At 67.8% G+C, this 26,124-nt stretch carries 21 protein-coding genes, 1 pseudogene and 1 riboswitch; of the genes and pseudogenes, 13 read left to right on the forward strand and 9 right to left on the reverse strand.

Annotated elements, in window-relative coordinates; translation table 11 throughout:
- Positions 1-63: 63 nt before the first annotated feature.
- Together ACH34S_RS41480 and ACH34S_RS41485 are read right to left on the reverse strand one after the other, a co-directional pair.
- Entirely contained in the window at positions 64-615 is a 552-nt protein-coding gene (locus ACH34S_RS41480) for a sensor histidine kinase (RefSeq protein ID WP_395958432.1), read from the reverse strand.
- 245 nt (positions 616-860) lie between these two features.
- The gene (locus ACH34S_RS41485; RefSeq protein WP_395958433.1) at positions 861-1,871 is read right to left on the reverse strand and encodes an Acg family FMN-binding oxidoreductase; all 1,011 of its coding nucleotides are present in this window, start codon (positions 1,869-1,871) and stop codon (positions 861-863) included.
- Between the two features lie 200 nt (positions 1,872-2,071).
- On the opposite strand from ACH34S_RS41485, the gene ACH34S_RS41490 reads away from it, so the two are divergent.
- Both ACH34S_RS41490 and ACH34S_RS41495 read left to right on the forward strand, forming a co-directional pair.
- Positions 2,072-2,761, forward strand: coding sequence for a response regulator (locus ACH34S_RS41490; protein ID WP_395958434.1), 690 nt, complete (start codon positions 2,072-2,074; stop codon positions 2,759-2,761).
- Positions 2,762-3,042: 281 nt separating this feature from the next.
- Complete coding sequence (locus ACH34S_RS41495) at positions 3,043-5,676, forward strand: cation-translocating P-type ATPase (protein WP_395958435.1); 2,634 nt, start codon at positions 3,043-3,045, stop codon at positions 5,674-5,676.
- Between the two features lie 217 nt (positions 5,677-5,893).
- Here ACH34S_RS41495 and ACH34S_RS41500 read toward each other — a convergent pair whose 3' ends face one another.
- The 4 genes from ACH34S_RS41500 to ACH34S_RS41515 all read right to left on the reverse strand — a co-directional run bounded on the left by ACH34S_RS41500 (position 5,894) and on the right by ACH34S_RS41515 (position 11,061).
- Positions 5,894-6,181 carry a universal stress protein gene (locus ACH34S_RS41500; RefSeq protein WP_395958450.1) on the reverse strand — a complete coding sequence of 96 codons (288 nt, stop codon included), beginning with the start codon at positions 6,179-6,181 and terminating at the stop codon, positions 5,894-5,896.
- 136 nt (positions 6,182-6,317) lie between these two features.
- Positions 6,318-7,358, reverse strand: coding sequence for a zinc-dependent alcohol dehydrogenase family protein (locus tag ACH34S_RS41505; RefSeq protein ID WP_395958436.1), 1,041 nt, complete (start codon positions 7,356-7,358; stop codon positions 6,318-6,320).
- A gap of 218 nt (positions 7,359-7,576) precedes the next feature.
- Positions 7,577-8,671, reverse strand: a complete 1,095-nt coding sequence (locus ACH34S_RS41510; RefSeq protein ID WP_395958437.1) for an acetate/propionate family kinase — start codon at positions 8,669-8,671, stop codon at positions 7,577-7,579.
- Positions 8,672-8,688: 17 nt separating this feature from the next.
- On the reverse strand, positions 8,689-11,061 hold the full coding sequence (locus ACH34S_RS41515; protein WP_395958438.1) for a phosphoketolase: 2,373 nt from the start codon (positions 11,059-11,061) through the stop codon (positions 8,689-8,691).
- Between the two features lie 276 nt (positions 11,062-11,337).
- Between ACH34S_RS41515 and ACH34S_RS41520 the strand changes: the two genes are divergently transcribed.
- The 9 genes from ACH34S_RS41520 (at position 11,338) to ACH34S_RS41560 (ending at position 20,124) form a co-directional block, all read left to right on the forward strand.
- Positions 11,338-12,570 (forward strand): acetyl-CoA hydrolase/transferase family protein, encoded by a 1,233-nt coding sequence (locus tag ACH34S_RS41520; RefSeq protein ID WP_395958439.1) that lies wholly within the window; start codon positions 11,338-11,340, stop codon positions 12,568-12,570.
- Positions 12,571-13,112: 542 nt separating this feature from the next.
- Positions 13,113-13,778: a TerD family protein gene (locus tag ACH34S_RS41525; RefSeq protein WP_395958451.1), complete on the forward strand. Its 666-nt coding sequence runs from the start codon at positions 13,113-13,115 to the stop codon at positions 13,776-13,778.
- Positions 13,779-13,947: 169 nt separating this feature from the next.
- Positions 13,948-15,108: a hypothetical protein gene (locus ACH34S_RS41530; protein WP_395958440.1), complete on the forward strand. Its 1,161-nt coding sequence runs from the start codon at positions 13,948-13,950 to the stop codon at positions 15,106-15,108.
- A gap of 581 nt (positions 15,109-15,689) precedes the next feature.
- On the forward strand, positions 15,690-16,241 hold the full coding sequence (locus ACH34S_RS41535) for a DUF4396 domain-containing protein (protein WP_395958441.1): 552 nt from the start codon (positions 15,690-15,692) through the stop codon (positions 16,239-16,241).
- A gap of 45 nt (positions 16,242-16,286) precedes the next feature.
- Entirely contained in the window at positions 16,287-16,682 is a 396-nt protein-coding gene (locus ACH34S_RS41540; protein ID WP_395958442.1) for a BlaI/MecI/CopY family transcriptional regulator, read from the forward strand.
- A 4-nt stretch (positions 16,683-16,686) separates the two neighbouring features.
- Positions 16,687-17,622 (forward strand): M56 family metallopeptidase, encoded by a 936-nt coding sequence (locus ACH34S_RS41545; protein WP_395958443.1) that lies wholly within the window; start codon positions 16,687-16,689, stop codon positions 17,620-17,622.
- Between the two features lie 113 nt (positions 17,623-17,735).
- Positions 17,736-17,876: riboswitch (cyclic di-AMP (ydaO/yuaA leader) on the forward strand.
- A gap of 3 nt (positions 17,877-17,879) precedes the next feature.
- The gene (locus ACH34S_RS41550) at positions 17,880-18,923 is read left to right on the forward strand and encodes an NlpC/P60 family protein (protein ID WP_395958444.1); all 1,044 of its coding nucleotides are present in this window, start codon (positions 17,880-17,882) and stop codon (positions 18,921-18,923) included.
- Positions 18,924-19,025: 102 nt separating this feature from the next.
- The gene (locus ACH34S_RS41555; protein WP_395958445.1) at positions 19,026-19,430 is read left to right on the forward strand and encodes a DUF6153 family protein; all 405 of its coding nucleotides are present in this window, start codon (positions 19,026-19,028) and stop codon (positions 19,428-19,430) included.
- A gap of 70 nt (positions 19,431-19,500) precedes the next feature.
- Positions 19,501-20,124 (forward strand): DUF305 domain-containing protein, encoded by a 624-nt coding sequence (locus ACH34S_RS41560; RefSeq protein WP_395958446.1) that lies wholly within the window; start codon positions 19,501-19,503, stop codon positions 20,122-20,124.
- A 606-nt stretch (positions 20,125-20,730) separates the two neighbouring features.
- Here the strand turns inward: ACH34S_RS41560 and ACH34S_RS41565 are convergent.
- The 3 genes and pseudogenes from ACH34S_RS41565 to ACH34S_RS41575 form a co-directional block, all read right to left on the reverse strand.
- The gene (locus ACH34S_RS41565; RefSeq protein ID WP_395958452.1) at positions 20,731-21,102 is read right to left on the reverse strand and encodes a transposase; all 372 of its coding nucleotides are present in this window, start codon (positions 21,100-21,102) and stop codon (positions 20,731-20,733) included.
- A pseudogene (locus ACH34S_RS41570) lies at positions 21,077-21,163 on the reverse strand (transposase); the annotation flags it as partial. The gene ACH34S_RS41565 and the pseudogene ACH34S_RS41570, both read right to left, overlap by 26 nt.
- Positions 21,164-21,224: 61 nt before the next feature.
- Positions 21,225-21,881 (reverse strand): transposase, encoded by a 657-nt coding sequence (locus ACH34S_RS41575; RefSeq protein WP_395958447.1) that lies wholly within the window; start codon positions 21,879-21,881, stop codon positions 21,225-21,227.
- Between the two features lie 472 nt (positions 21,882-22,353).
- Between ACH34S_RS41575 and ACH34S_RS41580 the strand changes: the two genes are divergently transcribed.
- A complete protein-coding gene (locus ACH34S_RS41580; RefSeq protein WP_395958448.1) occupies positions 22,354-25,332 on the forward strand; it encodes a hypothetical protein in 2,979 nt (992 codons plus the stop codon).
- 119 nt (positions 25,333-25,451) lie between these two features.
- Positions 25,452-26,124 (forward strand): hypothetical protein (locus tag ACH34S_RS41585; protein WP_395958449.1); only part of this gene is annotated, 673 nt, incomplete at its 3' end.

The raw sequence follows: 26,124 nt of genomic DNA on the forward strand, positions 1-26,124 counted from the left end.
TGTGCTCAGAGAGCGCCATCGCCTCTCACCTTCCATCACATCGTCGTTCGCTTCACCTCCGAGTCAACTCCGTCGCTGACCTGCGCTGCAGGTCCGTTCGGTGCACCGATGGGGGGACCAACGTCCCTTCTCACGGTGATCTGAAGGGGCCGAACGACCTGCGGTGAGGCGCTTCTCGGTGTGGGATCGGGCGCGCATTCGCCGCCTGGCCTCTCGGCGCCGTCCGGCCATGCTGCGGAGGCCGCTACGGCCGCCGACCGTTCCGATGCCGACGCCGTTGTCGTCCACGCGCACTGTGAGCTCGTCGCCGACATCCACGCGCAGGGTGGTCTCGGTAGCGCGGGCGTGCCGGGCGACGTTGGACAGCGCCTCCTGGACGACGGCCAGCACATGCTCGCCGGTCTCGTCGTCGACGGCGGTGTCCAGCAGCCCGCCCAGCCGCACCGAGGGCGCGAACCCCTGATGCTCGGTCGCAGCGTCGACGAGCGTGTGGAGTCGGCCGCGCAGCAACTCCTGCATCTCCGGCCCCTGCAACACGAAGATCGTCAAGCGGATCCGGCGGATGGGGCCGTCCAGTCCCGTCCGCGGACGCCGGCCCGGCCAGCGCTTCCCCACCGGGTCTCTTCGTACAGCCCGGCGTTCTCGACCGCGCTCCCGGCTGCGGTCGCGAGCGTGGTCACCACGACCTCGTCCTCTTGATCCGACTCCCCGCCGACCTTCTCGGTGGGCTCAGGTTCCCGAACGCCTCGTCCCGCACCGGATCGGGACGCCCAGGAACGTCCGCATCCACGGATGGTTCGGCGGGAAGCCGTGCAACCAGGACCAGCTCGCCGCCGACCGGGGACCCCCGAGTCGCTCGCCTACCGCTCCTCGGTCAGCACCTCGCTGACGGGACGCCGGACGGTGGCCAGCTCATCCCCGTTGGGGACACCGAGCCGCAGCAGCATCTGCGGGTGAGCGTCGCCGCAGAAGTGCGTGCGGATGAAGGAGCGCAGCTCGGGCACCTGCAACGCCTGCGTGTGATACGCGGCCGACAGGTCATGCTCGGCCGCGCGCAGCAGGACGCGCTGGAGCGCCTGGCCGGCCTCCAGCCAAGCGGTGGGTGTGTCCTCCCGGGTGACCAGGAGCAGCACGGTCCCGGCGATGGCGGTGTCGTCGTCGCCGGACGGTTCCGTGCCCCAGCCCTGGCCGCGTGCGAATTCGCGTGCCGGGAAATGCGGCTCGGTCCGCGGGGTTTGCTTGGGGTAGGCGCCGTGCTGGACGCCGTCCTGGCGGGACGTGGCCGGTGCCGGGGCCCAGCGGGCGATCTCCGCCGCATACGAACGCGTGCGCTGCTGGACGTGCTCGGCGGCGCCGGTCAGGGCGGCGAGGGCTCCCTTGACGTGCGCGTCCACGGCCTGGACGAGCCGTCCTCCCTCCTGTTCGGCCGCGTGCCGCAGCGCCGCCAGCACACCGCCGCTCACCGGGTCGGGCCGGAACCCGCCACGGTGGCTGCGGCGCCGCCGGATCTGCGCGTACTCGCGGGCGGCGTCCTGCGCGTCCCGCTCGTCGCCCGGCTCCAGGTGGACGTCGGCGAGCAGGTGCGGTCGGTCGGGGTCGGGCAGCAGCCGCACGACGGGCGCGAACCCGTGGGCGCGCAGCGAGAGCCGCAGGTTGTACAGGGCCGCGCCGCAACTGATCAGCATCTCCCGGCCTTCCGGGTCCGCGACGTCCAGCCGGCGGTCCGGGTCGGCGCTCAGGCTGATCCGCGATCCGCGCACGCCGAACCGCCACGGCTGGGTGTTGTGCACCGACGGCGCCCACACCGCGTCCTCAACGGCACGCTGGACAATATCGGTAATCTCCGCGGGGGAAGTGTTCTGGGTCTGCATGATCAACTCTCCTCTCTCCTTCCAGTCCACCACCGGGACCGGCGTCTCCACAGGGACGCAGGTCCGTCGCGCCGGACCCAATGGCCTCCGGACGCCGGGACCTTGGTCCTGCGGGTAGAGGACCTCCGGCTGCCTGGGGAGCATGACGATCGCGGGGTAACGTCCAAGACGTCAGCCACTGAGCCGAGGGAACCGATGCCATGACGGGCCAATCGCCAGCGAACGCGGGAACGATCCGGGTGTTCCTGATGGACGATCACGAGGTCGTCCGGCGCGGGGTGGCCGCGCTGCTGTCCGCCGAGGACGACATCGAGATCGTCGGCGAGGCCGGCACCGCCGCCGAAGCCCTCGCCCGCATCCCCGCCGCCCGGCCCCACGTCGCCGTCCTGGACGTCCGCCTCCCCGACGGCGACGGCGTCACCGTCTGCCGCGACATCCGCTCCCAGATGCCCGAACTCGCCTGCCTCATGCTCACCTCCTTCGACGACGAGAACGCCCTGTTCGACGCCGTCATGGCCGGCGCGGCCGGCTACGTCCTCAAGCAGATCCACGGCTCCGACCTCGTCGGCGCCGTCCGCACCGTCGCCACCGGCCAATCCCTGCTCGACCCCCGCAGCACCGCCCGCATGCTCGAACGCATCCGCACCCGGCAAGAGAAGAAAGACCCCCTCCAAGGCCTCACCGAACAAGAACGGCACATCCTCGAACTGATCGGCGAAGGCCTCACCAACCGGCAAATCGGCGAACGACTCTTCCTCGCCGAAAAGACCGTCAAGAACTACATCTCCAACATCTTCGCCAAACTCGGCATGAGCCGCCGCACCCAAGCCGCCGCCCTCGCCGCCCAACTCAAAGCCGACTCGTCCGTCTCCAAGGGCAGATCCGAGTAGGGCGGTCTTCCAGGCTCGCCCGGCGGCAGCGCAGCGTTCGGAGGCATGGGACCGCCGATCCGGGGGGACCTTCGGCCCTGTCTGCGCGTGCCCTGGGATTACAAGGTAGAGGCATCAGGAGGTGGGGCGATGAACACCGGTTCTGCCCTTGTGGGCGCCGCTCCCGGCGATGGCCGGGGGCACGTGGGAGACGACGGCTGGCCCGCTTCGATGTGGATGTGGAGCGCGCCGATGGTTCTGATCGGCACCGGGGAGTACGGCGAGCGGCTGGCCAGGGCCCGATGATGACGGCGCTGGCGCCCTACCGCAGGCCCGCCGAGGACGTCGTGCGCGAGCTCGGCGGCGACCCGGCCGACGGCCTGACCTCCGGCGAGGCGGCGAGACGGCTGGAGCGAGACGGCCCCAACACGCTGCCCGCCGACCGCGGGCACGGCCCGGTGACCCGGTTCCTGCTCCAGTTCAACAGCCCGCTGATCTACGTGCTGCTGGTGGCCGCCGGGGTGACGGCCCTGCTCGGCGAGCACGTCGACGCGCTGGTGATCGGCGGCGTGGTGATCGTGAACGCCGTGGTGGGATACGTCCAGGAGTCCCGGGCGGAGAAGGCGCTCACCGCGCTCGCGGCCATGACCCAGACGACGGCGACGGTGGTCCGGGACGGCACGCCCCGCACGGTGGCGGCCGCCGATCTGGTCCGCGGCGACCTGGTCGAGCTGGACGCGGGCGACAAGGTGCCCGCCGACCTGCGGCTGCTGCGCACCGACGAGCTGGCCGTGGACGAGTCCGCATTGACCGGCGAATCGGTGCCGGTCGCCAAGGACCCGGCGGCGCTGCCCGAGGTGCCGCTGGCCGACCGCACCGCGATGACCTTCTCCGGCACCCTGGTCACCGCCGGGCGTGCGACCGGCCTGGTCGTCGCCACCGGCACCGGCACCGAGCTGGGCGGTATCCAGCGGCTGACGCGCACCACAACCACGGTGCGGACACCGCTGACGCGCAAGATCACTCAGTTCAGCAAGGTCGTGACCGTGGCGATCCTGGCGCTGGCCGCGCTGACCTTCGTGATCGGCGTGCTGCGCGGCCGGGGGTCGGCGGAGATGCTGACGGCCGCGGTCGCGCTGGCGGTCGGCGCGATCCCCGAGGGGCTGCCCGCGATCGTGACGATCACGCTGGCGCTCGGGGTGGCCCGGATGGTGGGGCGCGGCGCGATCGTCCGGCACCTGCCCGCCGTGGAGACGCTCGGCAGCACCACCGTGATCTGCACCGACAAGACCGGCACGCTCACCCAGAACCAGATGACCGTCACCCACATCACCGCCGCCGACCGCGACTACACCGTCACCGGCACCGGTTACACCCCTGCCGGCGAGATCCAGCAGGACGGGCGGCCAGTCGATCTCGACGGCCACCCGGTGCTGCGGGAGCTGCTGCTGGCCGGGCTGGGCTGCAACGACGCGCGGCTGCTCCACGAAGGCGAGGACTGGACGATCACCGGCGACCCGACCGAGGGCGCCCTGCTCACCAGCGCCGCCAAGGCGGGCCTGGACCACGTCCCGGCCCGGGCCGCCGTGCTGCCGTTCAGCTCCGAGCGCCGCTTCATGGCCACCCTCCACGAGGACGGATCCGTCTACGTCAAAGGCCCCGTCGAGCGGATCCTGGAGCTGTGCACCGACGCCGCCGGCCCGGACGGCGAGCCCGTCCCGCTCGACGCCGCCGCCGTCCACGACCGCGCGGAAGGCTACGGGGCGCAGGCGCTGCGCGTGCTGGGCTTCGCCCGCGGCCGCACCGGCGCCGCCGATTCGGACGAAGGCGCCCTGGACGAGCTGCCACCGCTGACCTTCCTCGGCCTCCAGGCCATGCTCGACCCGCCCCGCGCCGAGGCCGCCCAGGCGATCCGGACCTGCCACGACGCGGGCGTCCAGGTCAAGATGATCACCGGTGACCACGCCGCCACCGCCCGCGCCATCGGCGCCCGCATCGGGCTGGACGGCGCCGTCATGACCGGCGCCGAGCTCACCGCCGACGTCCCCGCCGAACGCGTCCGCGACACCACCGTGTTCGCCCGCGTCTCCCCCGAGCAGAAGCTCCGGCTCGTCCAGGCCCTCCAGGCCGGCGGGCACGTCATCGCGATGACCGGCGACGGCGTCAACGACGCGCCCGCCCTCAAGCAGGCCGACATCGGCGTCGCCATGGGACGCACCGGCACCGACGCCGCCAAGGAATCGGCCGACATGGTCCTGACCGGCGACGACTTCGCCTCCATCGAGAAGGCCGTCGAGGAGGGCCGCGGCGTCTTCGACAACCTGGTCAAGTTCATCGTGTGGGCGCTGCCGTCCAACGTCGGGCTCGGCCTGGTGCTGGTCGCCGCGATCCTCGCCGGCACCGACCTGCCGATCCTGCCGCTGCAGGTGCTGTGGCTGAACATGACCGCCGTGCTGGTGCTCGGCCTGCCGTTCGCGGTCGAGCCCAAGGACGAGCACATCATGACCCGCCCGCCGCGCGACCCGTCCATGCCGCTGATCTCGCGGGCGCTGACCCTCCGGATCCTGTTGGTCTCGGCGATTCTGCTCGCGGGCGCGTTCGGGCTCCAGCACTGGGAACGGGCCCACGACGCCTCCCCCGAGGTCGCACAGACCGTCGTCGTCAACGTGTTCGCGCTGACCCTGACGACCTACCTGTTCAACTGCCTGTCCCTCGACCGTCCCCTGCTGTGGCGCGGTATCCGCCGCAACCCCTGGGTCGCGGTCAGCGCCCTCGGCCTCATCGCGTTCCAGCTCCTCTATACCTACACCCCCGCCATGAACGACCTGTTCCACTCCGCACCGCTCGACCCGGCCGCCTGGGCCCGCATCGCCGTCATCGCCGCCGTCTCCTACGCGGCGGTCGAACTGCTCAAACTCGCCCAGCGGGGCCACTGACTTCTCGGCGGGCCAGGGCTACAACGGCCTGGGTATGTTTGAGGCCTCAGGCGCGTTTCTTGAGGTAGAAGTCGCGGTTGAGGCCAGGCCTGAAGCGTCGCGTCGTGTTTGGACACACTCCAGGGAAGGCGTGGGAGAAGGCATTCCGGGCACAGTGCTGAGACACAAACTAGAGGCCCGGCATATGCCGGGCCTCGTTCGCGTGCGACGGCGTCGATCAGACGCCGCGGTGATCAGCCACTACCGTGACCGGGCAGTGCGCGTGGTGTACGAGCGCATGCGTCACCGCCCGGCTCCGCGGGACGGTCAGGCCCTCGCGGCCGCGCGAACCCGCGATCACCAGGTCAACGTCGCGGGATGCGGCGACCAGCGCGGCGGCGGGGTTGTCCTGGACGATGTCTTCCACGACGTCCACGCCGGGGAAGAGTTTGCGCAGCGGCGCGTGCGCCTCGATGACACGCCAGCGGGCCCGCTCCTCGACGCGTAGACTGCGGGACCCCGTGATTCCGCGGCCGAAAGTCCCTGTCTGTAGGGACGACGGTCACCGGACTCCGCGCAGTTGCTCCGGGCGAGATGGGGCATGGGTGAAGCCGCGGCCATCGCCGGAGCGGCCGCGGCTTCGGAGGGAAAGTGCGGGCGGCTCAGCGGGTGAGCACGACCTTGAGCGCGCCGGTGTTGGCGGCGTCGGCGAACACGTCGTAGGCCTTCGGGAACTCATCCAGCGTGAAGTGGTGGGTGATGAACCGTCCGGCGTCGAGTTGGCCGCCGGCGACCAGGCGGAGCAGCGTCGGGGTGGAGAAGGTGTCCACCAGGCCGGTGGTGATTGTGATGTCGCGGATCCACTCCTCTTCCAGGTGCAGCGCGGCCGGGGCGCCGTGCACGCCGATGTTGGCAATGTGACCGCCCGGCCGGGCCAGCGCGACCGTCAGCTCGAACGCCTCCGGGACGCCGACGGCCTCGATCGTCACGTCCGCGCCAAGCCCGCCGGTCAGGTCCCGGACGGCGGCGAGCGGGTCCTGCCGAGAGTTGTTGACCGTGACGTCGGCGCCGAACTGCTTGGCCGCCTCCAGCCGACTGTCGGCCAGGTCGATCGCGACGATGGTGCTCGGGCTGAACAGCCGCGCCCCCATGATCGCCGCCAGCCCGATCGGCCCGGCCCCCACCACGGCCACGGTGTCGCCGGGCTGGACGGCGCCGTTGAGCACGCCGACCTCGTAGCCGGTCGGCAGGATGTCGGCGAGCATCAGCACGTCCTGCGCGGGCACGCCCGTCGGCAGCGGGTGGACGGAGGTGGCGGCGAACGGCACCCGCACGTACTCGGCCTGCGTCCCGTCGATCTTGTGGCCGAGGATCCAGCCACCGCCGCCCAGGCACTGCCCGTAGCGGGCTTCACGGCAGAACCGGCACGTCCCGCACGCGGTGATGCACGACACCAGCACCTTGTCGCCGGGCTTGACCGTCCGCACGCCCGGGCCGACCGCCTCGATGGTGCCGACCGCCTCGTGGCCGAGGATCCGGCCATCGGTCACGGCCGGGACATCGCCCTTGAGGATGTGCAGATCGGTTCCGCAGATCGTCACCGCGTCCACCCGGACGACCGCGTCGCCGTCCTCAATGATCTGCGGCTTGGGAACCTCTTCCCACGCCCGCTTACCAGGGCCGTGATACACCAGCGCTCGCATAACGTGCCTCCTTCATCGGTTCTGCTGCCACTTCCAGCCTCGAATCCGGCGGTATGGCGCCGATAGTGCCCAACGTCCCGACACGCAAGCCCAACGTCCCTGCATGAGGACCGGGTACGGGTGGTGCGGGCAGCAGAAGCGCCGCGACGACCGGCGCATCTCTCGATGCGTCTCTTCGGCGCCATCGTCGATCTCGGTCTGCTGCGGATGGCCGAGCGTCATCTGGCGTGCAGGGCGGTGCGGGTGCCCGCGGCGATCTCCAGGTCTTCGCGGGCGGTGACCACGACCGCCGCCACCGCCGCGTCCGGCGGGCTGATCAGCGTGTCGCCGTGAGCGGCGGCATTGCGTTCAGGGTCGATCCGTGCGCCCAGGTAGGCCAAGTCGGCGACGAGGCGTCGGCGGGCTAGAGGATCGTGTTCGCCGATTCCGCCGGTGAACACCAGCGCGTCCAGGCCGCCCAGTGCGGCGGTCATCGCCGCCGCGCACGCCCGCAGCCTGTGGTGGTAGACCGCCAGCGCTGAGGCGACTGCCTCGTCCCCGGCGGCGGCACGCGACCGCAGCTCCCGCATGTCACCCGTCCCGGCCAGGGCCCGCAGCCCAGAGTGGTGCTCAAGGCCGTCGCTGACCTCTGCGGCGGGGACGCCGTGCGCCAGCAGCCACAGCGGGATGCCCGGGTCGATTGCGCCCGCCCGGGTGGCCATGACCAGCCCGTCGAGCGGCGTGAATCCCATCGTGGTGTCGACCGAGCGGCCTCCGGCGACGGCGCACAGGGACGCGCCCGCCCCCAGGTGGCACACCACCAGGCGCAGGCCGGAAAGGTCGGCGTCCAGCAATTCCGCCGCGCGGCGGGCCGCGTAGGAGTGGGACAGGCCGTGGAAGCCGTAGCGGCGCAGCCCGAACCGTTCACGCCATTCGGCGGGGATCGCGTAGGTGGCGGCGGCCTCGGGGAGGGTGGCGTGGAAGGCGGTGTCGAAGCACGCCACGGCCGGGACGCCCGGCAGAGCCCGGCGGATCTCCCCCAGCGCGTGCAGCGACAGCGGCTGATGCAGCGGCGCCAGATCGGCCAGCGCGTCCAACCGTTTGGTGACCTCGTCGTCGATCAGTACGGGTTGGATGTAGTCGCGTCCGCCGTGGACGAAGCGGATGCCGACCGCGTCCGGGCGCGGCAGCCGCGCCACGGAGGCGAGCACGCGCTCGGCCGCCCGGTCGGCTCCGCCGGTCGGCAGCTCGATCCGCGCGCGGACGGTGTCATCGGCTTCCAGCAGGCTGAGTTTGACGCTGCTGGATCCGGGATTGACGGTGAGGACCCGCATCGGAGTTCCTTCCCGGCTCAGTGGGACCAGGCCCAGTCGCGGATTTCGGGGGCGTCCTCGCCGTGCTCGCGCGTGTAGGCGCGCAGCCGCAGCCGCTCGTCCACCATGCGCTGCCGGATGTGGCCGACACGTCCGCCGAGGGACGAAACCCGGTCGATGACGTCCATGACCAGGTGGAAGCGGTCCAGGTCGTTGAGCATGACCATGTCGAACGGCGTGGTGGTCGTGCCCTCTTCTTTGTAGCCGCGGACGTGCAGGTTGCCGTGGCCCCTGCGGCGATAGGTAAGCCGGTGGATCAGGTACGGGTAGCCGTGGAAGGCGAAGATGATCGGCTTGTCGGTGGTGAACAGCGCGTCGAATTCGGTGTCGGACAGCCCATGCGGATGCTCCTCGACCGGCTGCAACCGCATCAGGTCGACCACGTTCACCACCCTGACCCGCAGATCTGGGAAGAACCGGCGTAGGAGGTCGGCGGCGGCGAGGGTCTCCAGCGTGGGGACGTCGCCCGCGCACGCCAGCACGACATCGGGATCGGCCCCATTGTCGGTGGACGCCCATTCCCAGATGCCGATGCCGCGGGTGCAGTGCGCCACGGCCTCCTCCATCGACAGCCAGACCGGCGCGGGCTGCTTCCCGGCCACGATCACGTTGACGTAGTCGCGCGAGCGCAGGCAATGGTCGCCCACCGACAGCAGTGTGTTCGCGTCCGGCGGCAGATACACCCGGACGATCTCGGCCTTCTTGTTCATGACCACGTCCAGGAACCCCGGGTCCTGGTGGGTGAACCCGTTGTGGTCCTGGCGCCACACATGCGAGGACAGCAGGTAGTTCAGCGACGCGATCGACCGCCGCCACGGCAGGTCCCGGGCGACCTTCAGCCATTTGGCGTGCTGGTTGAACATCGCGTCGACGATGTGGATGAACGCCTCGTAGCTGTTGAACAGCCCGTGCCGTCCGGTCAGCAGGTAACCCTCCAGCCAGCCCTGGCACAGATGCTCGGACAGCACCTCCATGACCCGGCCGGCGCGGGCCAGGTGCTCGTCGGTGTCGAGCGTCTCGCCCGCGAAGACACGGTCGGTCACCTCGAACACCGCGCCCAGCCGGTTGGACGCGGTCTCGTCCGGGCCCATGATCCGGAACGTGGACGGGTTGTCCGCGACGACGTCGCGCAGGTAATTGCCGAGGACCCGAGTGGCCTCCGCCATGGGCTTGCCGCGCTCGGCCACCGGCACCGCGTGCACCCGTGGATCGGGCAAGTCGAGCGGGCGCAGCAGCGTCCCACCGTTCGCGTGCGGGTTGGCGCTCATCCGCCGCGCTCCCTCGGGCGCCAGTGCGCGCAGCTCCGCGACCAGGCGGCCGTCCTCGTCGAACAACTCCTCCGGACGATAAGAGCGCAACCACGCCTCCAACTCCGCCAGGTGGCCAGGATCCTGGCGGACGCCGGCGAGCGGCACCTGATGAGAACGCCAGGTCCCCTCCACCGGCAGCCCGTCGACCACCTTCGGACCCGTCCAGCCCTTCGGCGTCCGCAGCACGATCATCGGCCAGCGAGGACGGTCCGTCGCGCCATCCTCGCGGGCGTCGCGATGGATGCGGGCGATCTCGTCCAGCGCCCGGTCGAGCGCGGCCGCCATCTGCCGGTGCATCACGGCCGGGTCGTCGCCCGACACCACGATCGGCGCATGCCCGTACCCCTCCAGCAGCCGGACGAGCTCTTCCTCTGGAATACGGGCCAGCACCGCCGGATTGGCGATCTTGTATCCGTTGAGGTGCAGGATCGGCAGCACCGCCCCGTCGTGCACCGGATCCACGAACTTGGTGGAATGCCAGCTCGCCGCCAGCGGCCCGGTCTCGGCCTCGCCATCGCCGACGATGCACGCCACCACCAGGTCCGGGTTGTCGAACGCGGCGCCATAGGCGTGCGCGAGGGAGTAGCCGAGCTCACCGCCCTCATGAATCGAACCGGGCGTCTCCGGCGCCACATGACTGGGCACCCCGCCCGGGAAGGAGAACTGCCGGAACAACCGCCGCATCCCTTCCGCGTCCTGCGAAACACGCGGATACACCTCGCTGTAGGCGCCCTCCAGCCACGCGTTCGCAACCGCCGAGGGGCCGCCGTGCCCCGGCCCCATGATGTAGATCATGTCCAGGTCACGGGCCTTGATCACCCGGTTCAGGTGGACGTAGCAGAAGTTCAGCCCCGGCGAGGTGCCCCAATGCCCCAGCAGCCGCGGCTTGATCTGCTCCGGCTGCAGCGGCTCGCGCAGCAACGAATTGTCCAGCAGATAGATCTGCCCGGCCGACAGGTAGTTCGCCGCCCGCCAATAGGCGTCGATCAGTTCAAGTTCGGTGCCAGACGGCAGGACGCTGTGCGCGTTCGTCGACGTCACGGTTCCTCCATACGCTCGTTGATCACAGCGCATCACACCGCACCGCTCCGCAGGCAGGGCCGAAGGTCACACTCCGCCGCCCCTTCCCTCAGCGCCACTCAGGCGATCAAATGCCTGTACGTGGCCGCTTTTCGACGCGGGAGCCCGCAAAGGACCTTGGTCCGTTGCACACGGAAGGCGCGGAGGTATTCGCTGTGAGGTGAAGGAACCAGGAGGACCACCCATGCCCGAGTTGCGACCACCGAACGAGCACAGCGAAAAGCGAAGGACGCGCCGATGCGTGTGATCTCAGAAGGCCAACTCGCCGCCATGCTGGCGGGCTTGCCGGGACGGCCGCGCGTGGTCGCCGGAGGCAACTTCGCCACCCCACGACGCCTCCTGGCCCTCCTGAACGGCGCGCTCCCCGAGTACCGGCTGTTCATGCTCAACGCCCAAGGCGACCTACCGGACCGAGACGGCGTCGACCTGGAGACCCCGTTCGTCGGGGCGGGCATGCGCGGCCGCGCCAACCTGCGGTACTTCCCCTCACGACTATCGCTAGTACCCAACCTCCTGAAAGGCGCGCTGCCACCCGACGTCGTCCTCGTGCAGACCTCCGTCCCCGCGGGCGGAACGGTCTCGCTGGGCATCGAGGTCAACATCCTGCCCGCCGCCATCGAAGCCGTCCGCGCCCGCGGCGGCCTGGTGATCGCCCAACTGAACCCGCAGATGCCCTACACCTACGGCGACGCCGTCCTGGCCACCGACGAGATCGACTACGCCATCAAGACCGACGAACCCCTCGCCACCCCGGCGACACGGCCACCCGGACCGGTCGCAAACCAGATCGGCGAACGGGTCGCCCACCTGGTACCCGAACACGCGACCCTGCAACTGGGCATCGGCGCCATCCCCGACGCCGTCCTGGCCTCCCTCCTGGACCGCCGCGGCCTAGCCGTCTGGTCAGAGATGTTCAGCGACGGCGTCCTGGCACTGGAGAAGGCGGGCGTGCTCGACCCCACGACCCCCATCACCGCCTCCTTCGCCTTCGGCAGCCGGGAACTCTACGACTGGGCCGACCGCAACGAACGCGTTCGGATGCTGCGCACCGAGAAGACCAACGACCCCAACCTCATCGCCCGCCGCCCCCGCCTGATCTCGGTGAACTCCGCCCTGCAGGTCGACCTCTACGCCCAGGCCAACGCAAGCCGCGTCCGCGGGGTCATCTACTCGGGATTCGGCGGCCAGACCGACTTCGTCGTCGGCGCCCTGCACTCCCCCGGCGGCCACGCCATCATCGCGCTGCCGTCCTGGCACCCCCGCGCCGACGTCTCCACCGTCATTCCCCGGCTGGCCGGCCCGGTCACCTCGTTCCAGCACAGCTACATCGTCAGCGAGCAGGGCACCGCGACCATCTGGGCACACGACGCCGCATCCCAAGCACAGCAGATCATCGAAGAGGTGGCCCACCCGTCCGCCCGCGACGACCTACGCCGCGAAGGCCGCCGACTAGGCTTCCCCCTCCCCTGAACAAACCCGACGACCTCACTACCTGCGCACGACTTCGGCACGCTTCGCGGCATAAGTGGTCGTCCAGGTTTCAGCAAGCGGACCGTGCCGGCAATGCCGCGGTCTGTGGCGCCCCATCGGCCACGTTGTCACCTCGCCTCCTAGGAAATGCGCCGCTTCGCCGATAACTCCAATGCGGTTGATCGAAACCACGCCCGGACAGTTCCCGTTGTTGCTGGCTGTCAGGGCATCTCGGATAACCCAGCCGCCGATCTGGCAAAGCGTCTACCTGTGGTGGCGAGCCTCGACCAATCCATTGCCGTGACGTATTCGCGTGTCTCCTCCTTCTGGATCGTGGAGCCAACTCGGCCGGCCAAATCTCGGCGGGTGGCCGAGTGTGGCCCCTGGGCGCCGCGTCGGGACGTTACGGCGAGTGATCGGCATACGCTGGCACTGCGCATGCGAATAATGGCCCTACGTGATTGCGCGTATGGGTGGCCGTCAGAGCTCCCACTGTGCGCGCGAGGGCAGGCGCGATTAGAGGAGCAAACGCAGTGCATCAGATGGCCAAGGGCGCCAACATTGACCTGTCCGGCCTGACCACGGCGACGGGGCCGGTCACTGTGGCGTTGAGCTGGATCGACCCTTCTGGTGAAGGTGAGGCCGATGTCTCAGTGCTCTTGGTCGACGCCAATGGCAAGGTCGGCAGCGATGCGGACTTCGTCTTCTACAACCAACTCGCCACCGCTGACGAATCAGTGCGTCTGCTGGGTAAGGCGCCCACGGCCACCGGCAGCGAGGACCGTATCCTGGTCGACCTGGACGCGTTGCGACCTGAAGTGCAGAGGGTGGTCATCGCCGCCAGCCGCTATGCGGGTGCGACGTTCGGGGCGCTGGACGATCTACGGCTCGCCGTCTCCGAGGGTAACGGAGAGGTGCTGCTGACTTTCGACATCAACGACGCCGACACCGAGACCGCGTTCATTTCGGGGAGCTGTACCGCAGGGCGACGCCTGGAAATTCCGAGCGGGTGGGCCAGGGCTACACGTCCGGGCTCGCGGGCTTGGCCGCCGACTTCGGCATTAACGTCGACGACACTGAGGAAGAGGAAGGAGCCACCCAGACCCCCACGCAGCCGACCGCCACACCCGATCCGGAACAGCCAGGCCCCCCCCGGCCCCCGCCACCACAAGCCCGCCCGTTGGGGCAACGCCCTCCAAGAACGGTGACCCTCCTAAACGCGTCCGGACGTCCAAGAAGAAGACGACCGTTCCCAAGGCGGTCAAGATCAACCTGGCCGAGCATCCGTCCTGGCAGCATGCCCGGCTGTTCCCCGTCACGGGCCTGCAGAACGACCAGGAACGCGAAATACGCGCGACCGCCACACTACTGGCCGTCATGGCGCAGGTGCCCGAATTCGGCCGCCGTCTGACGGCCCGCTTCAACGCCCCCGCCGGGACCATCCAGACCTTCGCCGAAGCCTCCTTCAAGCACGGCGACGGTAAGGTCCGCCCCGACGGGGTCCTGCGTGTGGCCAGGGCCGGCCGGATCTGGACCGCGCTGATCGAGACCAAGACCGGCGGCAATCCCCTCAAGGCCGACCAGGTCGAGGCCTATCTGAGCGTGGCGGCCCGGCACGGCTACGAAACCGTGATCACGTTGTCCAACGACCTGGCCTTGGACAACGAGCATCCCTTGAAGGTCGACAAGCGGCTGTTGCGCAAGGTCGCTCTGCGCCACCTGTCCTGGGCCGAGGTCGCGCACGAGGCCGAGATGCTCTGCCTCCACGACGGCGCGGCAAACCCCGTTCACGCCTGGCTACTGAGCGAGCTACTGCATTACCTGCGTCAGGACAACGCCGACTGCCAGGGCTTCCGGGACATGGACGCCGCCTGGGTCCCGGTACGCAATGCCGTCACCAGGGGCACGCTGCGTCTGGGTGATCGGCGCGCGATGCAGGTGGCCGAGAGCTGGGAGAAACTGATCCGGCAACTGTGTCTGCGCCTGAGCGGTGAGACGGGCTTGGCCATCGCCCCCGTCCTCCGCAAACGACGCGACGGAGATGCCTCGGTGCGACGCCTGCAGACCGTGACCTCCCTGGTGGAGTCCGGTCGCATGAGTGCCGAAATCCGAATCCCCAACGCCGGCGGCCCGGTCCTCCTCGAAGCCGACCTGCGCACCGGGCAGATCGAAACCACGGTCGAAGTCCCCGCCGCAGCCCGCGCCCGTCCCCTGACCCGCGTCCAATGGCTGCTACGCCACCTCAACAACGCCCCGGCCGAACTCCGCATCGAAGCACTCGCCCCCAAACAAAAGACCGGCCCCTGCGACCTGCTGAAAAACCTCCTCACCGAGCCCGGCCTTCTCATCCCCGAGGACACGCCACAGATCGACACCTTTCGCCTGACCCTCGCGACCGGGCTGGGAACCAAACGCGGCACCGAAGAAGCCGGCTTCGTCCGCAGCATCGACACAGCCATGGACCGCTTTTACCAGGAAATACTCCAGGTCCTGAAACTCGAAGCTATGCCCGCTGGCGAGGCCAGGGGCGCCAGCTGAAATCTGGCCTCACCGCACCCGCGCGCACCAAATGATTTGCATATCAATTATCCCGAACTGCAACGTGTTCCCGCTCAAGGCCTCGTCTGCCTCGCCGTCCGATCACAAACGCAGGAGACTTTAAGATTGGCCAGTTCAGCGGGATGAGGGTCCTTTCGTCGCACTTTCGGGCTCCGAGTCATGATGTGAACCCGTCGAGGCGTGTGGCACCGAGGAGTCCTACCGTTCAGGTAACGCGTCCAGGGAGAAGACCTGCCGTGCTGTTCGGGATCGCGGGGGCCGCGCCGCCGCGGTACTGCTTGCGGCATGGGTCGGCACCTCCGCGTCGGCGCCCTCAACGAATGCCTCCGTTTGGCGACGCTAAGGCGCAACACGGCGTCGCGATCATCGCCGGGGCACTGACGAACCCGTCACCTGAGCTGGGACGTCCGTGCCTCGCGTGCGACGGGCACCACCGCATGATGAGTAGGGAAGTGATCTCAGTCTCGGGCGGTTCCCGCCGGTACCACGGGCGGGCGCGCAACCTCCTACAGCTTGTAGGGCATACTCCAGGCAATCAGACAAGCGGCTGGAGATCGGTGATGACCACCCAAGACAGACGCAAGGCGGATGAGAGCGGCATGCCTGGGGGCACTGCCTCGCACAGCGGGCATCACGGACACGATGCGGGGCATGCCTCTCACGGCCACGGCGGGTCGGTCTCCTGGACGATGGCGGCCCAGGCGACGTTGCATTGCCTGACCGGCTGTGCCATCGGTGAAGTGCTCGGCATGGTGATCGGGACAGCACTCGGTTGGTCGAATGTGGCGACGATCGCCCTTGCAGTCGTGCTGGCGTTCATGTTCGGTTACGCGTTGACGATGCGCGGTGTGCTGAGGGCCGGGCTCTCGCTGCGAGCCGCTTTCAAGGTCGCCTTGGCCGCCGACACGGTGTCGATCGCGGTCATGGAGGTGCTGGACAACGCAACGATGGTGATGATCCCTGGAGCCATGCACGCGGGCCCGGCGAGCGTGAAGTTCTGGGGCGCCTTGGCCATCGCGTTCCTCGTCGCGTTCGTCCTCACCACACCGCTGAACCGCTGGATGATCGGACGGGGCAAGGGGCACGCCGTCGTCCACCAGTACCACCATTGAGAGCGCCCCGGCCAGAAAGGCGGTCTCCGGCACAATGTCTGCGGAATGGAGGTGGGCTACGTGGCTGGATTGGGGGGATCGCTTGAGCGTTCCATCATGGACGTGCTCTGGGACGCGTCCGGTCCGCTGCGGGTTCGTGAGTTGCTGGCCAAGCTGAATGAGAACAGCGACAAGGCGCTCGCCTACAACACGGTCCAGACCGTCGCCGAGCGGCTGGCGCAGAAGGGACTGCTGCAGCGCACCCAGGACGGGCTGGCGTTCCGCTACTCCCCCACGCGCGCGCGGGAGGAGTACGCGGTCGAGCTGATGCTCGACGCGCTCATCGAGTCTCCCGACCACGGAAGCATCCTCGCCCGGTTCGCCGAGAGCGTCCCACCTGAGGACGCGCGTCACCTGCTGGAAGCCCTACGCCGCCGCACGGCCGACTCCGAGGACGGGTGACAGCGTGATCTATCTCGTGATCGGCCTGGTCTCCACCGCGGCCCTGCTGGGCTGCCTGGCGGGGCCGGTCCTCGCTCGGGTCGGGCGTCCCGCCGCGCACCCGGTGATCGCCATCGCCTGTTGGGTCGCGGCTTTGGCCGGGACGGTCATCGCCGGTGTCGGCGTCGTCGCGGCGGCTTTGCTGGCGCCGCCGGCGCCCGGTCATGGCGCCCTGGAGTGGTTGCGGGGCTGCCTTCCGCATCACCGGGACGAGGCGATCATCATGGCGGCGGCCGCCAGCCTGGTCCTGCTGGTGGCCTGCTGCGCCAGAGTGGCGCACGGTCTGCCCCGGGTCGGACGTGCGGTGCGTCACCGGCGCCGGCATCGGGAGATGCTCCGGCTCGTCGCCACCGAGCATGAGGGGCATGAGGACGTTCTCGTCCTGGACCACCCCGTTCCCGTGGCCTATTCGCTGCCTGCCAGGCGAAAGGCGATCGTGGTCAGCACCGGTGCGCAGGAACTCCTCAGCGCTGAGGAGTTCGACGCGGTCCTGGTGCATGAACGAGCCCACGTGCGCCAGCGTCATCACGCGCTGCTGCTCATGCTCGATCTCGTGCACGCCCTCCTGCCGTGGCCGCCCACCGTCCGGCGGGCGAAGAAGAACCTTCCGCTGCTGCTGGAGATGGCCGCCGATGATGCGGCGGCGCGGGCATGCGGCAGGCGGACGCTGGTCGACGCCCTGCACCGGCTCGCGGCGACACCGGGGGTAGCCGGCGCTCTCGGCGCCGCGGGCCCGTCGACGGGAGGGCTGGCGGAGCGCGTACTGCGGCTGGAGACCACCGAGGTGAGCAGACCGCGCCGGGCCGCCAAGGCCGCCGCTTCCGCCTTCGTCACGCTCGCCGTCGCCGCTCCCCTCGCCGCCGCGACCGCGACGATCGCGGAACTGTCCCACATCTGCTGAGACCGCTGGGGCGTTTTGTCGTCATCGACTACTTGGGTGGCGAATGAGGCCACTATCTCCTACGCTTCGTAGGAGGTCGTAGCGAGGCGTCCCCGCCGGGGACGGCGACGGCCGCGCCGAAACTCCCGGATCCACAGGGTCCGGGGAACCGGGGAACCGTTTCTCCACCTGGGGTGAATCCGCTCCCGCGAGCGGCAGGGCGACTCCGGCCCGAACCCGGCAGCTCACCCGGTAGGCGGTACAGGAGAGGACACCACATGCAGCGACGAGCTGCCGGACACCTGACGTCGGCCCGCCGCCGGGTCATCACGGGCACGGCCTGGACGGCGTCGATCGCCCTGTCCGCGAGCCTCCTCGCTCCCCCACCGGCCTCTGCCGAGCCGCAGCCGACCCGCAAAGAGCTGACCGAGCAGCAGAAGAAGCTCGCCGACGACGCGGAGAAGCTCAGCGAGCAGTACAACGGATTGCGCGTACGGCTGCAGCAGGCCCAGCGCGCCGCCAAGGTCTCCGAGGCCAACGCCGCGCGCCAGAAGAAGGCCCTCGACGAGGCCCGAGCCCACATCGTCAGGCTCGCCGCCGACAGCTACAAGAACGGTCCTGCGGACCCGGCGGTCGCATTCGCCTCCGCCGGTGACCCGCAGGCCGTCCTGGACAAGTCGGCCACCCTCAACTACTTCGCCCAGCGGGACAGCATCCGCCTCACCCAGCTGCTGCAGACGATGCAGGCCGCCGAACACGCCCGCAAGTCCGCCGAAGCCCGGACGAGGCAGGTCCGCGAACTCACCGACCAGGCCAAGAAGAAGCACAAGGAACTGCAGGCCAAACTGAAGAAGGTCGAAGCCAAGCTGGGCTTCGGCCCCGGCGCCCGCACAGGTGCGGGTCCGGCCGTGAACGTCGACCCGGGCGGCGCCTCGGCCAAGGCCATGGGCGCGGTCCGGGCCGCCTTGAGCCAGCGCGGCGTCCCGTACTCCTGGGGCGGCGGCAGCGCGTCGGGCCCCACCTACGGCACCGCGCAGGGCGCCAACATCAGGGGCTTCGACTGCTCAGGACTGACGCTCTACGCCTACGCCCAGGTCGGCATCAGCCTCCCCCACTACACCGGCAGCCAGTTCACCGCCGGCACCCGCGTCTCGCAGAGCCAGCTCAGGCCCGGCGACCTGGTCTTCTTCCACAGCGACCTGCACCACATGGGCCTGTACATCGGCGGCGGCAAGATGGTGCACGCCCCGCAGACCGGCGACGTCGTCAAGATCAGCTCGATCTCCGGCCGCCCCTTCGCCGGTGGCGTCCGCGTCGCCTGATCACGTCTGATGCGGCCGATGACCCGAAGAGCGCGTGACCGGCCCGACTTCGGAGCAGGAGTGGGGCGGTTGAAGCGGTCACCGGAGCGCTGCCGACGAGCCTTGAAGCTGCCGGTCGGTCTGCTCCTGCTCCTCTGTGTGCTGGCGATGCACGGCTTCCAAGCGTCGCCGAGCCCGCGCGAGATGGCCGGAGTCGCACTGGCGGCGACGAGCCCCGTTCACGACGCGACGATGAGCGCGGCTGAGAATGCCGTGCCGTCCGCGGCGAAGGCCGTCCATCAGCCCTCGGGTAGAGATCATCCAGGTGGTCAGCACCAGGAACATCCGGGCGGTCAGGTCTGCCTTGCGATGCTGGTCCTGATCTCGTTCTTCGGAGCGATCGTCGCGCTGCTTCTGCGCGGGCCGGTGACCGTGGCCCGGCGTCTCCTGATCAGGGTCCGGATCCCGCTGGTGGGCCGGCCGCCACCGAGACCGTTCCTGCACCGGTTGAGCGTGTTGAGGCTGTGACAGGCCATCGGCGCCTTCATGGCACCCAGTTCCCTGACGTCACAGACTTCGACACGGAAGGTTCTCCATCATGAAGCGCGCTTTCGCGCTCGTCGCCGTCCCGGCGCTGACCATCAGCCTGGCCGCCTGCGGCGACAACGGCTCCGGCGACGGCAAGGACCCGATGGCCGGTCACTCGATGCCGACCAGCGCGTCGCCGTCCGCCAGTGAAGGCTCGCGGGGTCGGCACAACGAGCAGGACGTCATGTTCGCCCAGATGATGATCCCGCATCACCGCCAGGCGATCGAGATGGCCGATCTCGCCGTCACCCGCGCCGCGTCCCCCAAGGTGAAGTCCCTCGCCGCGGACATCAAGAAGGCCCAGGACCCGGAGATCAAGCAGCTGTCCGCCTGGCTGACCGGCTGGAGATCGTCCGTGCCCGCGCCCGGGACAGGCGGGACGGGCCACATGGGCCACGGCGGCATGGACGGCATGATGACCGACCAGGAGATGAAGGATCTGCAAGGCGCCCAAGGCGCGGCCTTCGACAAGACGTTCCTGGAAATGATGATCAAGCATCACCAGGGTGCCGTCACGATGGCTAAGGCCGAGCAGTCCTCCGGGCGGTTCCCGGCGGCCATGAAGTTGGCCGGGGACATCGTGTCCACCCAGACCGCCGAGATCACCAAGATGCAGAACCTGCTCAAGCAGTAGGTACCTCGCGCAGCAGCTCATGAACGGGCGAGGCCGCCGCGCCTCGCCCGTTCCGTCTGCGGTACTCGTTGGATGGGCAGGCGCGGAACAAAGGGTCTTCAGGCATTTCGCCTGGTCCGCGTCGTTCTCCGGCAGGCTGGGATCGGGCCGACGGTGCGCCGCCCGTGCGGACATCCGGCGAGTGACCTGACAAGCAAGATTCGAGCCGGTCCGCCCCAGGAAGAGTCACTAGGCGTGTTGCTCGACGTCGATCTCCGCGCGGAGGCCCCGCGGATTGACCCGCTGAACGCCGTGCTGGCCGCTCTGTTCGTCCTGCCTTTCTGGTCGGATGGCTGGCCGGTGCGCTCGTGCGGGCCGCGTGGGCGGTGCTGAGCACGACATGGGCGACGCCGACCGTCGGGTTCCGGAGCGCGCGGGGTGCTGGCGGGAACGAGCCCGGCTGATGGACCTGGTCGAGCAGGTCGCTGAATTTCTCAAGCGGTTCAGATCGTGACGTACGTCTTGTTTGACCTCAGCTCGAAGAATCGGCCGATCCGACTCCAAAGCCAGCCGCACGGCCCGCTCCCGGAGCTCCTGAGGGTACTTACGTGGTGCTGCCATCGACGGTCATTCTCCTCCCTGCCAGCCAAGATCATGACTGGCTTGAAGGACGTCATCGAACCCGGGGCACCTCAGTCCTCCCGGGCCCGTCCGTGCGCGGCGGCGTTCGTCGCTTTGCATGACGCGCCAGATGTGGTCGGTCAGGCGGCGTTTGGCTTCCTTGGGGGTCTTGCCTTCCGCGATCTTGCGGTCGTAGTAGGCGCGGCCAGCGGTGTGGCGCATGCGGATCTGGATGACGGCGATGGTGTGCAGCACGGCGTTGAGCTGCCGGTCTCCGCTGCAGGAGAGCCGGTGGCGGGCTCTGCCGGCGCTGGCGATCTCGATCGGTGCGGTGCCGCAGTAGCTGGCGAAGGCGGCAGGGGGTGGGGAAGCGGCCAGCGCGTCCGGTGCGTGCGATCAGCCGGGCGGCCATCACTGGCCCGATCCCGGGCGTGTCCATCAGCGTGCTGCCCGCCTTGGTGACGGCCTGCTGGAGCAGTTGAGCGTTGGCGGCCAGTTGCTCATCCAGCCGGTGGATGTCGGCTGCCAGGTCCTTGGCCAGTTGCTTGCGGACGTGCTCGACCGGCCCGGCTGCCGCACGGCGCGCTGCAGAGCCGCCGCCGAGTCGACAGCTGGGCGGGCGCACCACCGGGCAGCAGGCCCCGCAGCAACGTGTGCAGCTGGTTGACCGCACGCACCCGGGTCTGGGTGAGGTTGACGCGCCGTTCGTCCAGCAGCGCCAGCGCCGTGGTGTGGTCTTCGGCGTCCACCGGGCAGGCGTCACCCTGGGTGGCCGCGCTCGTCGCCGCCGCTGCGGCATCGATCTGGTCGTTCTTGCGGCCTCCGCCGCGGGAGAGCTGCCGCGCTCGCGCGGTCGCGGTGGGCGGCACGTCCAGGACCTCTTCCCCGCGGGCCAGCAACCACTGCGCCAAATGCCGCCCAGCCCGCGAGCGTTCTCGATCACCCACCGCCGTCGCGGCCACTGCCGGCCCCGCGCCAGCAGCCGGCGATACCCCACCAGCGCGGCATCGATCCGGACCGAGTCGATCGGCTGGTTGGTCGCGCTGTGCAGCGCGGTCGCGGTGTGGGTGGACTTCTGCGGGTCGACACCGAGAAGAATCACCGAGCACGGTCTCGTGCAAAACGAGACGACACGGGCGCTGATCCGCAGCCGACACGCCGACTTCCCGGAGCCCATTACCACCGGGTCACGCCTCTGTTGAGTCAGGCCGCAGAGCGGACGCCGAGCGGGTGGCATACCCCGGGAGAGCCAAACTTCGGCAGGCACATCACGAGCCATCCCACCCTGCGCCCTACGACTCCCTACGGCGCGCTACGGGCACAGCCGCCCCGACCCACGAACCGAACCGATACAAGTCGGCACCTCATTGAAAGATCAAAGAAGACCACCAGCTTTCGTCCTTGCCGGAGGTTCGAGGGTGCGCCCCAATCCAACCTCCAGCAGGGAGGAGCGGAGGGAACTTGGCTGTCAAATGTCCGGCAAGCAACTGTCACAGTCTTCTCATGCGGGGGACGGGCTCAGGTAACGCGCGGGTCTTCGATGTATAGGTATTGCTTGCCCACCTGAGGCCGAAGACTATGAACGGCGCATTGGGGTATTCGAAGGGATGCAGTTGCGACAGTTGTAGCATGCAAGCTTATCGCGCTTCATTCGGGGGAAATGTGAGAAAATTGGCAATCCTGCCCATAATTGGCCCCAGCAAGCCGAGAGCGACACACCTGACACGAGATTTCATCAACCGGACAACCATTAAGGTCGCCGCCTACCTGGATGACCAGTCGGGTAGTCGTGCGACATTCGAATTCCTTGTCTTTGACTGGTTCAGGCTGACGGGGATGACGGACGAGCAGTGGGCGACGGTCGGCCACTCATTCGGGCTCTTTGATCTCGCGCGTCCACTCATCACCCAAGGACTCGGTGTGGACTTGACTCCGTTCACCCACTTTGCATTGGTCATCGATGACCCCGACGCCCGAAGCGCCGCTTGGGCGCCCGGCAAGCCATACCTTCACCTGAGCGCCATAGATATGACGCCGGCGCTGTTCGCACACGAACTAGGCCACATGTTCGGCGCTAACCACTCCCGGTTGGATCAGCCCCTCGGGTTGAATGAGTATGGCGATCCCTTCTGTATCATGGGGGCAGAGGGCGGAAAGTGGTCGTTTGACGACCCGTCCTTCAGCTTTCGGAAAGAATTTGGGGAGCCCGACTGGCGCTTCTGTGTTCAATGCTTCGCGCTCTACTTTGATGGCAACCCCACACAGAAGGGGACGTGCCCGGGGGCGGCGATCGCTGGAACGGGCCATGCGACAGAGTCATCCGCGTTTAACCACGTTCTTCGTCACGGCATCCCTTCCGGGCCGGAGGAGTCTGGCTGGCGGCTCTGCGGGAAATGTTTCATGTTGTTCTTTGGCTCCGACGCCGGTCAGAGCAGGTGCCCCGCAGGCGGCGGCCATGATGCAGGGACCGGGGGCCGCAATTACGCCCTTCCGCGTGACATCCCACCCGGTCCTGAACAGTCTGAGTGGCGGAAATGCCAAAACTGCCGCTCCCTCTTCTACAGCCGCGATGCCGAAAGAAGCCGGTGCCCGGCCGGCCCCGCTGGCTCGCCCACTCCCCACGTGACCGCGGCTTCGAGTTTCAACTATGCCCTTCCGCATGACATCAACGATCACAATGCCTCGGGGCCGGGCATGATCGCCTCGACCCTGCTCGGATGTGGGTGGCTAAACCTGGGCCAGCACGGAGTCGACCTTGGACCCGCGTTGCGTTCAAGGCCAGGTGAGATACATGTGCAGCTTCGGCGGCTGCGGGGCGCCCCACCTGGCGATACACCTCAGCCGCCTAACGTGGCATTCGCCGACGGCCTGGCCAACGAGCGGGTCCTTATCGAGTACCGTGCCCGAGATGCCGAGTGGGACCGTGCCATACCCGACTCCGCTCCGGGAGAGCCCGGATGGGTGCTGGTGCATCTCACGTCCGGTAGCCCGCCGCATGTCACCTCGACGCTGATCGCTCGACTCTCCGCGAAGCTCAGCTCCACGACATTCATCCCAGAAGCGTTTCTCTCTCTCAGAGTCGTCGACCGCGATGATGCGGCAGGCTCGATCACACTGCGTGTGCGAAGCGAGACTTGGCCCGTGTTCGGCGCAATGACGGAAAAGACTACGCTTGCCGAAGCAAGCGATGTCAGCCCGTCAGTGGTCTCCAATGGCGAACGCATCTTCCTCGCCTGGAAGGGCAGTAACAACCTGAATTTGAACCTGCTGGTGTCAGGAGACAACGGCGTCACTTATGGTGGAAAGCACACGTCAAGAGAGACCTCCGAGTTCTCGCCAACACTGGCAGCCCTCTTCCATACGGTTTTCATCGCATGGACAGGGGAAGACAGTAGGCTCAACATCGCTGAAGTAGAATTCAGCAACCCGCAACCTCCACAGATCATAGGTCTGAAGCGGAAGGTTACTCTCGCCGAGAAAAGTCCCTTCCGGCCATCCCTAACTAGCGATCTAAACGGCGCCCTATACTTGGCCTGGACCGGAGAAGACAATAAACTCAACATCATAATATCCTTGGATCGAGGCGCAACCTGGAGCGGGAAATTCACTTTTAGAGAAACCTCTGATGGCGGGCCTGCAATCTTTTCCCACGCAGGCGGACGATTGTTCCTGGCCTGGAAAGGCTCCGACAACGCAAATTTGAACGTTGCCAGAGTGCACCAGCAGTTGGCCAGCGAACCTCCGCAGACAAAAATTATAGCTGGCCTCGGGAAGAAGGCCACTCTGCCCGAGACTAGCGATTATGCGCCAGATCTCGCATCACAAGATGATCTGCTCCTCATGGGATGGACCGGCGAAGGAGACGAGGAACTGAATCTTGCCGGGCCGATGGGCGACACGAGTGGGTTCGGCAAGCGAGTGTACGCGTCGGAGTCCTCCGAGGCCGGCCTCGCTCTTACCACTCATAACCGTAAGCTTCTGCTCTCCTGGCGGGGATCCGGAAATGAGCATTTGAATGTCGCGTCAGTGGCGCGTTTGAACCGGGTGGTCGATGATTTTACAACCGGCCCTTTCGACTTTGACATCGGCTCGGTGGCCAGCGCAAGGAAGTTCCAGCAGGGTTCGATGCTGGGCGCCATGCGCATGGTACGCGTCAGCAACCTTTCTCCTGCACAAACGGCGAGAGTGAAACTCGCCATCGACCAGCTTAATCTGGTGCTCGGTCCGAAGCATATTGCCAACCTCGCGGTCGGCTATGGGCTGCGGGAGGACCCGTTGGCGCCCGGCCTGGGCATCAATCTGCATGAAGGTGGCGCCGACAGGATCAGGGTAATGATTTCGCACGTTGCAGGCATCGGCGTCTACCTGTACGCGCATATCTTTACTCCACACAGAACGCATTACTCCAGTGCTTTCGTCGGTGCGGGGCCAACTGAGTTCCGATTCGCCGACTTCGCCGGTCAGGGAGCAATGGCAGGCGTAGATTTCACGAATGTGACCCACATCCTGATCACGTTTCAGGTCGTCGGAAGTTGGCCTGGTGCGACAGTTAATTCGCCGAGCATGACGCTGGATGCCATCGAGATCCGCGGCCCAGCCGGCGCCTAGCAACCTGCCCCCCACGCGTGGTCAGGTGGATTCGCCACTGGCAGCCGACAACCACTAGTCGCCTCGCCACCCAGCACAAAATGATCAAAGATTCACTCTACGTGGGCAGGTAATAAGAAATGGCCGATATCCGGATCGACACCAGCGGTCTTACATACACACAATTCTTGATCCCCGGGCACAGTCCAGTTTTGGACGGTGCCAGCGCTCCGACGGTCCCACTCGAGCCGGGAGTTTACGGCTTTGAGCAGATGGCAGGCCAGCCGGCGAATTTCCAGTTCCACGTCACCGACAACGGGATTATCGAGTACGACCTGGCTTACGAACAGTTCCTGAGCGGTCGCGGAACCAGCACCCTCTCCATCCGCGGGTTCACGATGACGCTCGACGGAAGGGCTCTCTCACACGACCTCCTTCCTGTGGTGGTGGGAGGAAGCGTCCTCGAACGGGATCGTACCCACGAATTGACCTTGGTCCCGATGGGGGGCTACCGCTTTCAACCGGGTGCGTACGTAGCCGACTTCTATTTCGGCCTGACGACCGATGGCCAGATCGTAGTCGACCAGCGCTTCTCGGAGTTCGCGCAGGCGAGTGGCCGCACCCTCACCATCAGGGGATACAAAATCACCATCGACGGCCGTCAGCTCTCACATGATCTGCAGGTGTACGGCATGTACGGAAACATGCCGATCATGTCGAACACCACCACCCACGAGCTGACATTGATCCCACAAACCCAAAACGGGTACCTCCTCCAACCGGGCGCCTACATAGCCGACTTCTACTTCGGCC

The sequence above is a fragment of the Actinomadura sp. 3N508 genome (genome assembly GCF_044326375.1).
Taxonomy (GTDB): domain Bacteria; phylum Actinomycetota; class Actinomycetes; order Streptosporangiales; family Streptosporangiaceae; genus Spirillospora.

What these genes read in the sequence shown, in the direction of transcription:
- ACH34S_RS41520 (WP_395958439.1), top strand. Translation starts at nt 11,338, where the DNA reads ATGCGTGTGATCTCAGAAGGCCAACTCGCCGCCATGCTGGCGGGCTTG.
- ACH34S_RS41525 (WP_395958451.1), top strand. Translation starts at nt 13,113, where the DNA reads ATGGCCAAGGGCGCCAACATTGACCTGTCCGGCCTGACCACGGCGACG.
- ACH34S_RS41485 (WP_395958433.1), bottom strand. Translation starts at nt 1,871, where the DNA reads ATGCAGACCCAGAACACTTCCCCCGCGGAGATTACCGATATTGTCCAG.
- ACH34S_RS41535 (WP_395958441.1), top strand. Translation starts at nt 15,690, where the DNA reads ATGACCACCCAAGACAGACGCAAGGCGGATGAGAGCGGCATGCCTGGG.
- ACH34S_RS41530 (WP_395958440.1), top strand. Translation starts at nt 13,948, where the DNA reads ATGGCGCAGGTGCCCGAATTCGGCCGCCGTCTGACGGCCCGCTTCAAC.
- ACH34S_RS41580 (WP_395958448.1), top strand. Translation starts at nt 22,354, where the DNA reads ATGCAAGCTTATCGCGCTTCATTCGGGGGAAATGTGAGAAAATTGGCA.
- ACH34S_RS41505 (WP_395958436.1), bottom strand. Translation starts at nt 7,358, where the DNA reads ATGCGAGCGCTGGTGTATCACGGCCCTGGTAAGCGGGCGTGGGAAGAG.
- ACH34S_RS41550 (WP_395958444.1), top strand. Translation starts at nt 17,880, where the DNA reads ATGCAGCGACGAGCTGCCGGACACCTGACGTCGGCCCGCCGCCGGGTC.
- ACH34S_RS41560 (WP_395958446.1), top strand. Translation starts at nt 19,501, where the DNA reads ATGAAGCGCGCTTTCGCGCTCGTCGCCGTCCCGGCGCTGACCATCAGC.
- ACH34S_RS41510 (WP_395958437.1), bottom strand. Translation starts at nt 8,671, where the DNA reads ATGCGGGTCCTCACCGTCAATCCCGGATCCAGCAGCGTCAAACTCAGC.
- ACH34S_RS41495 (WP_395958435.1), top strand. Translation starts at nt 3,043, where the DNA reads ATGATGACGGCGCTGGCGCCCTACCGCAGGCCCGCCGAGGACGTCGTG.
- ACH34S_RS41540 (WP_395958442.1), top strand. Translation starts at nt 16,287, where the DNA reads ATGGAGGTGGGCTACGTGGCTGGATTGGGGGGATCGCTTGAGCGTTCC.
- ACH34S_RS41490 (WP_395958434.1), top strand. Translation starts at nt 2,072, where the DNA reads ATGACGGGCCAATCGCCAGCGAACGCGGGAACGATCCGGGTGTTCCTG.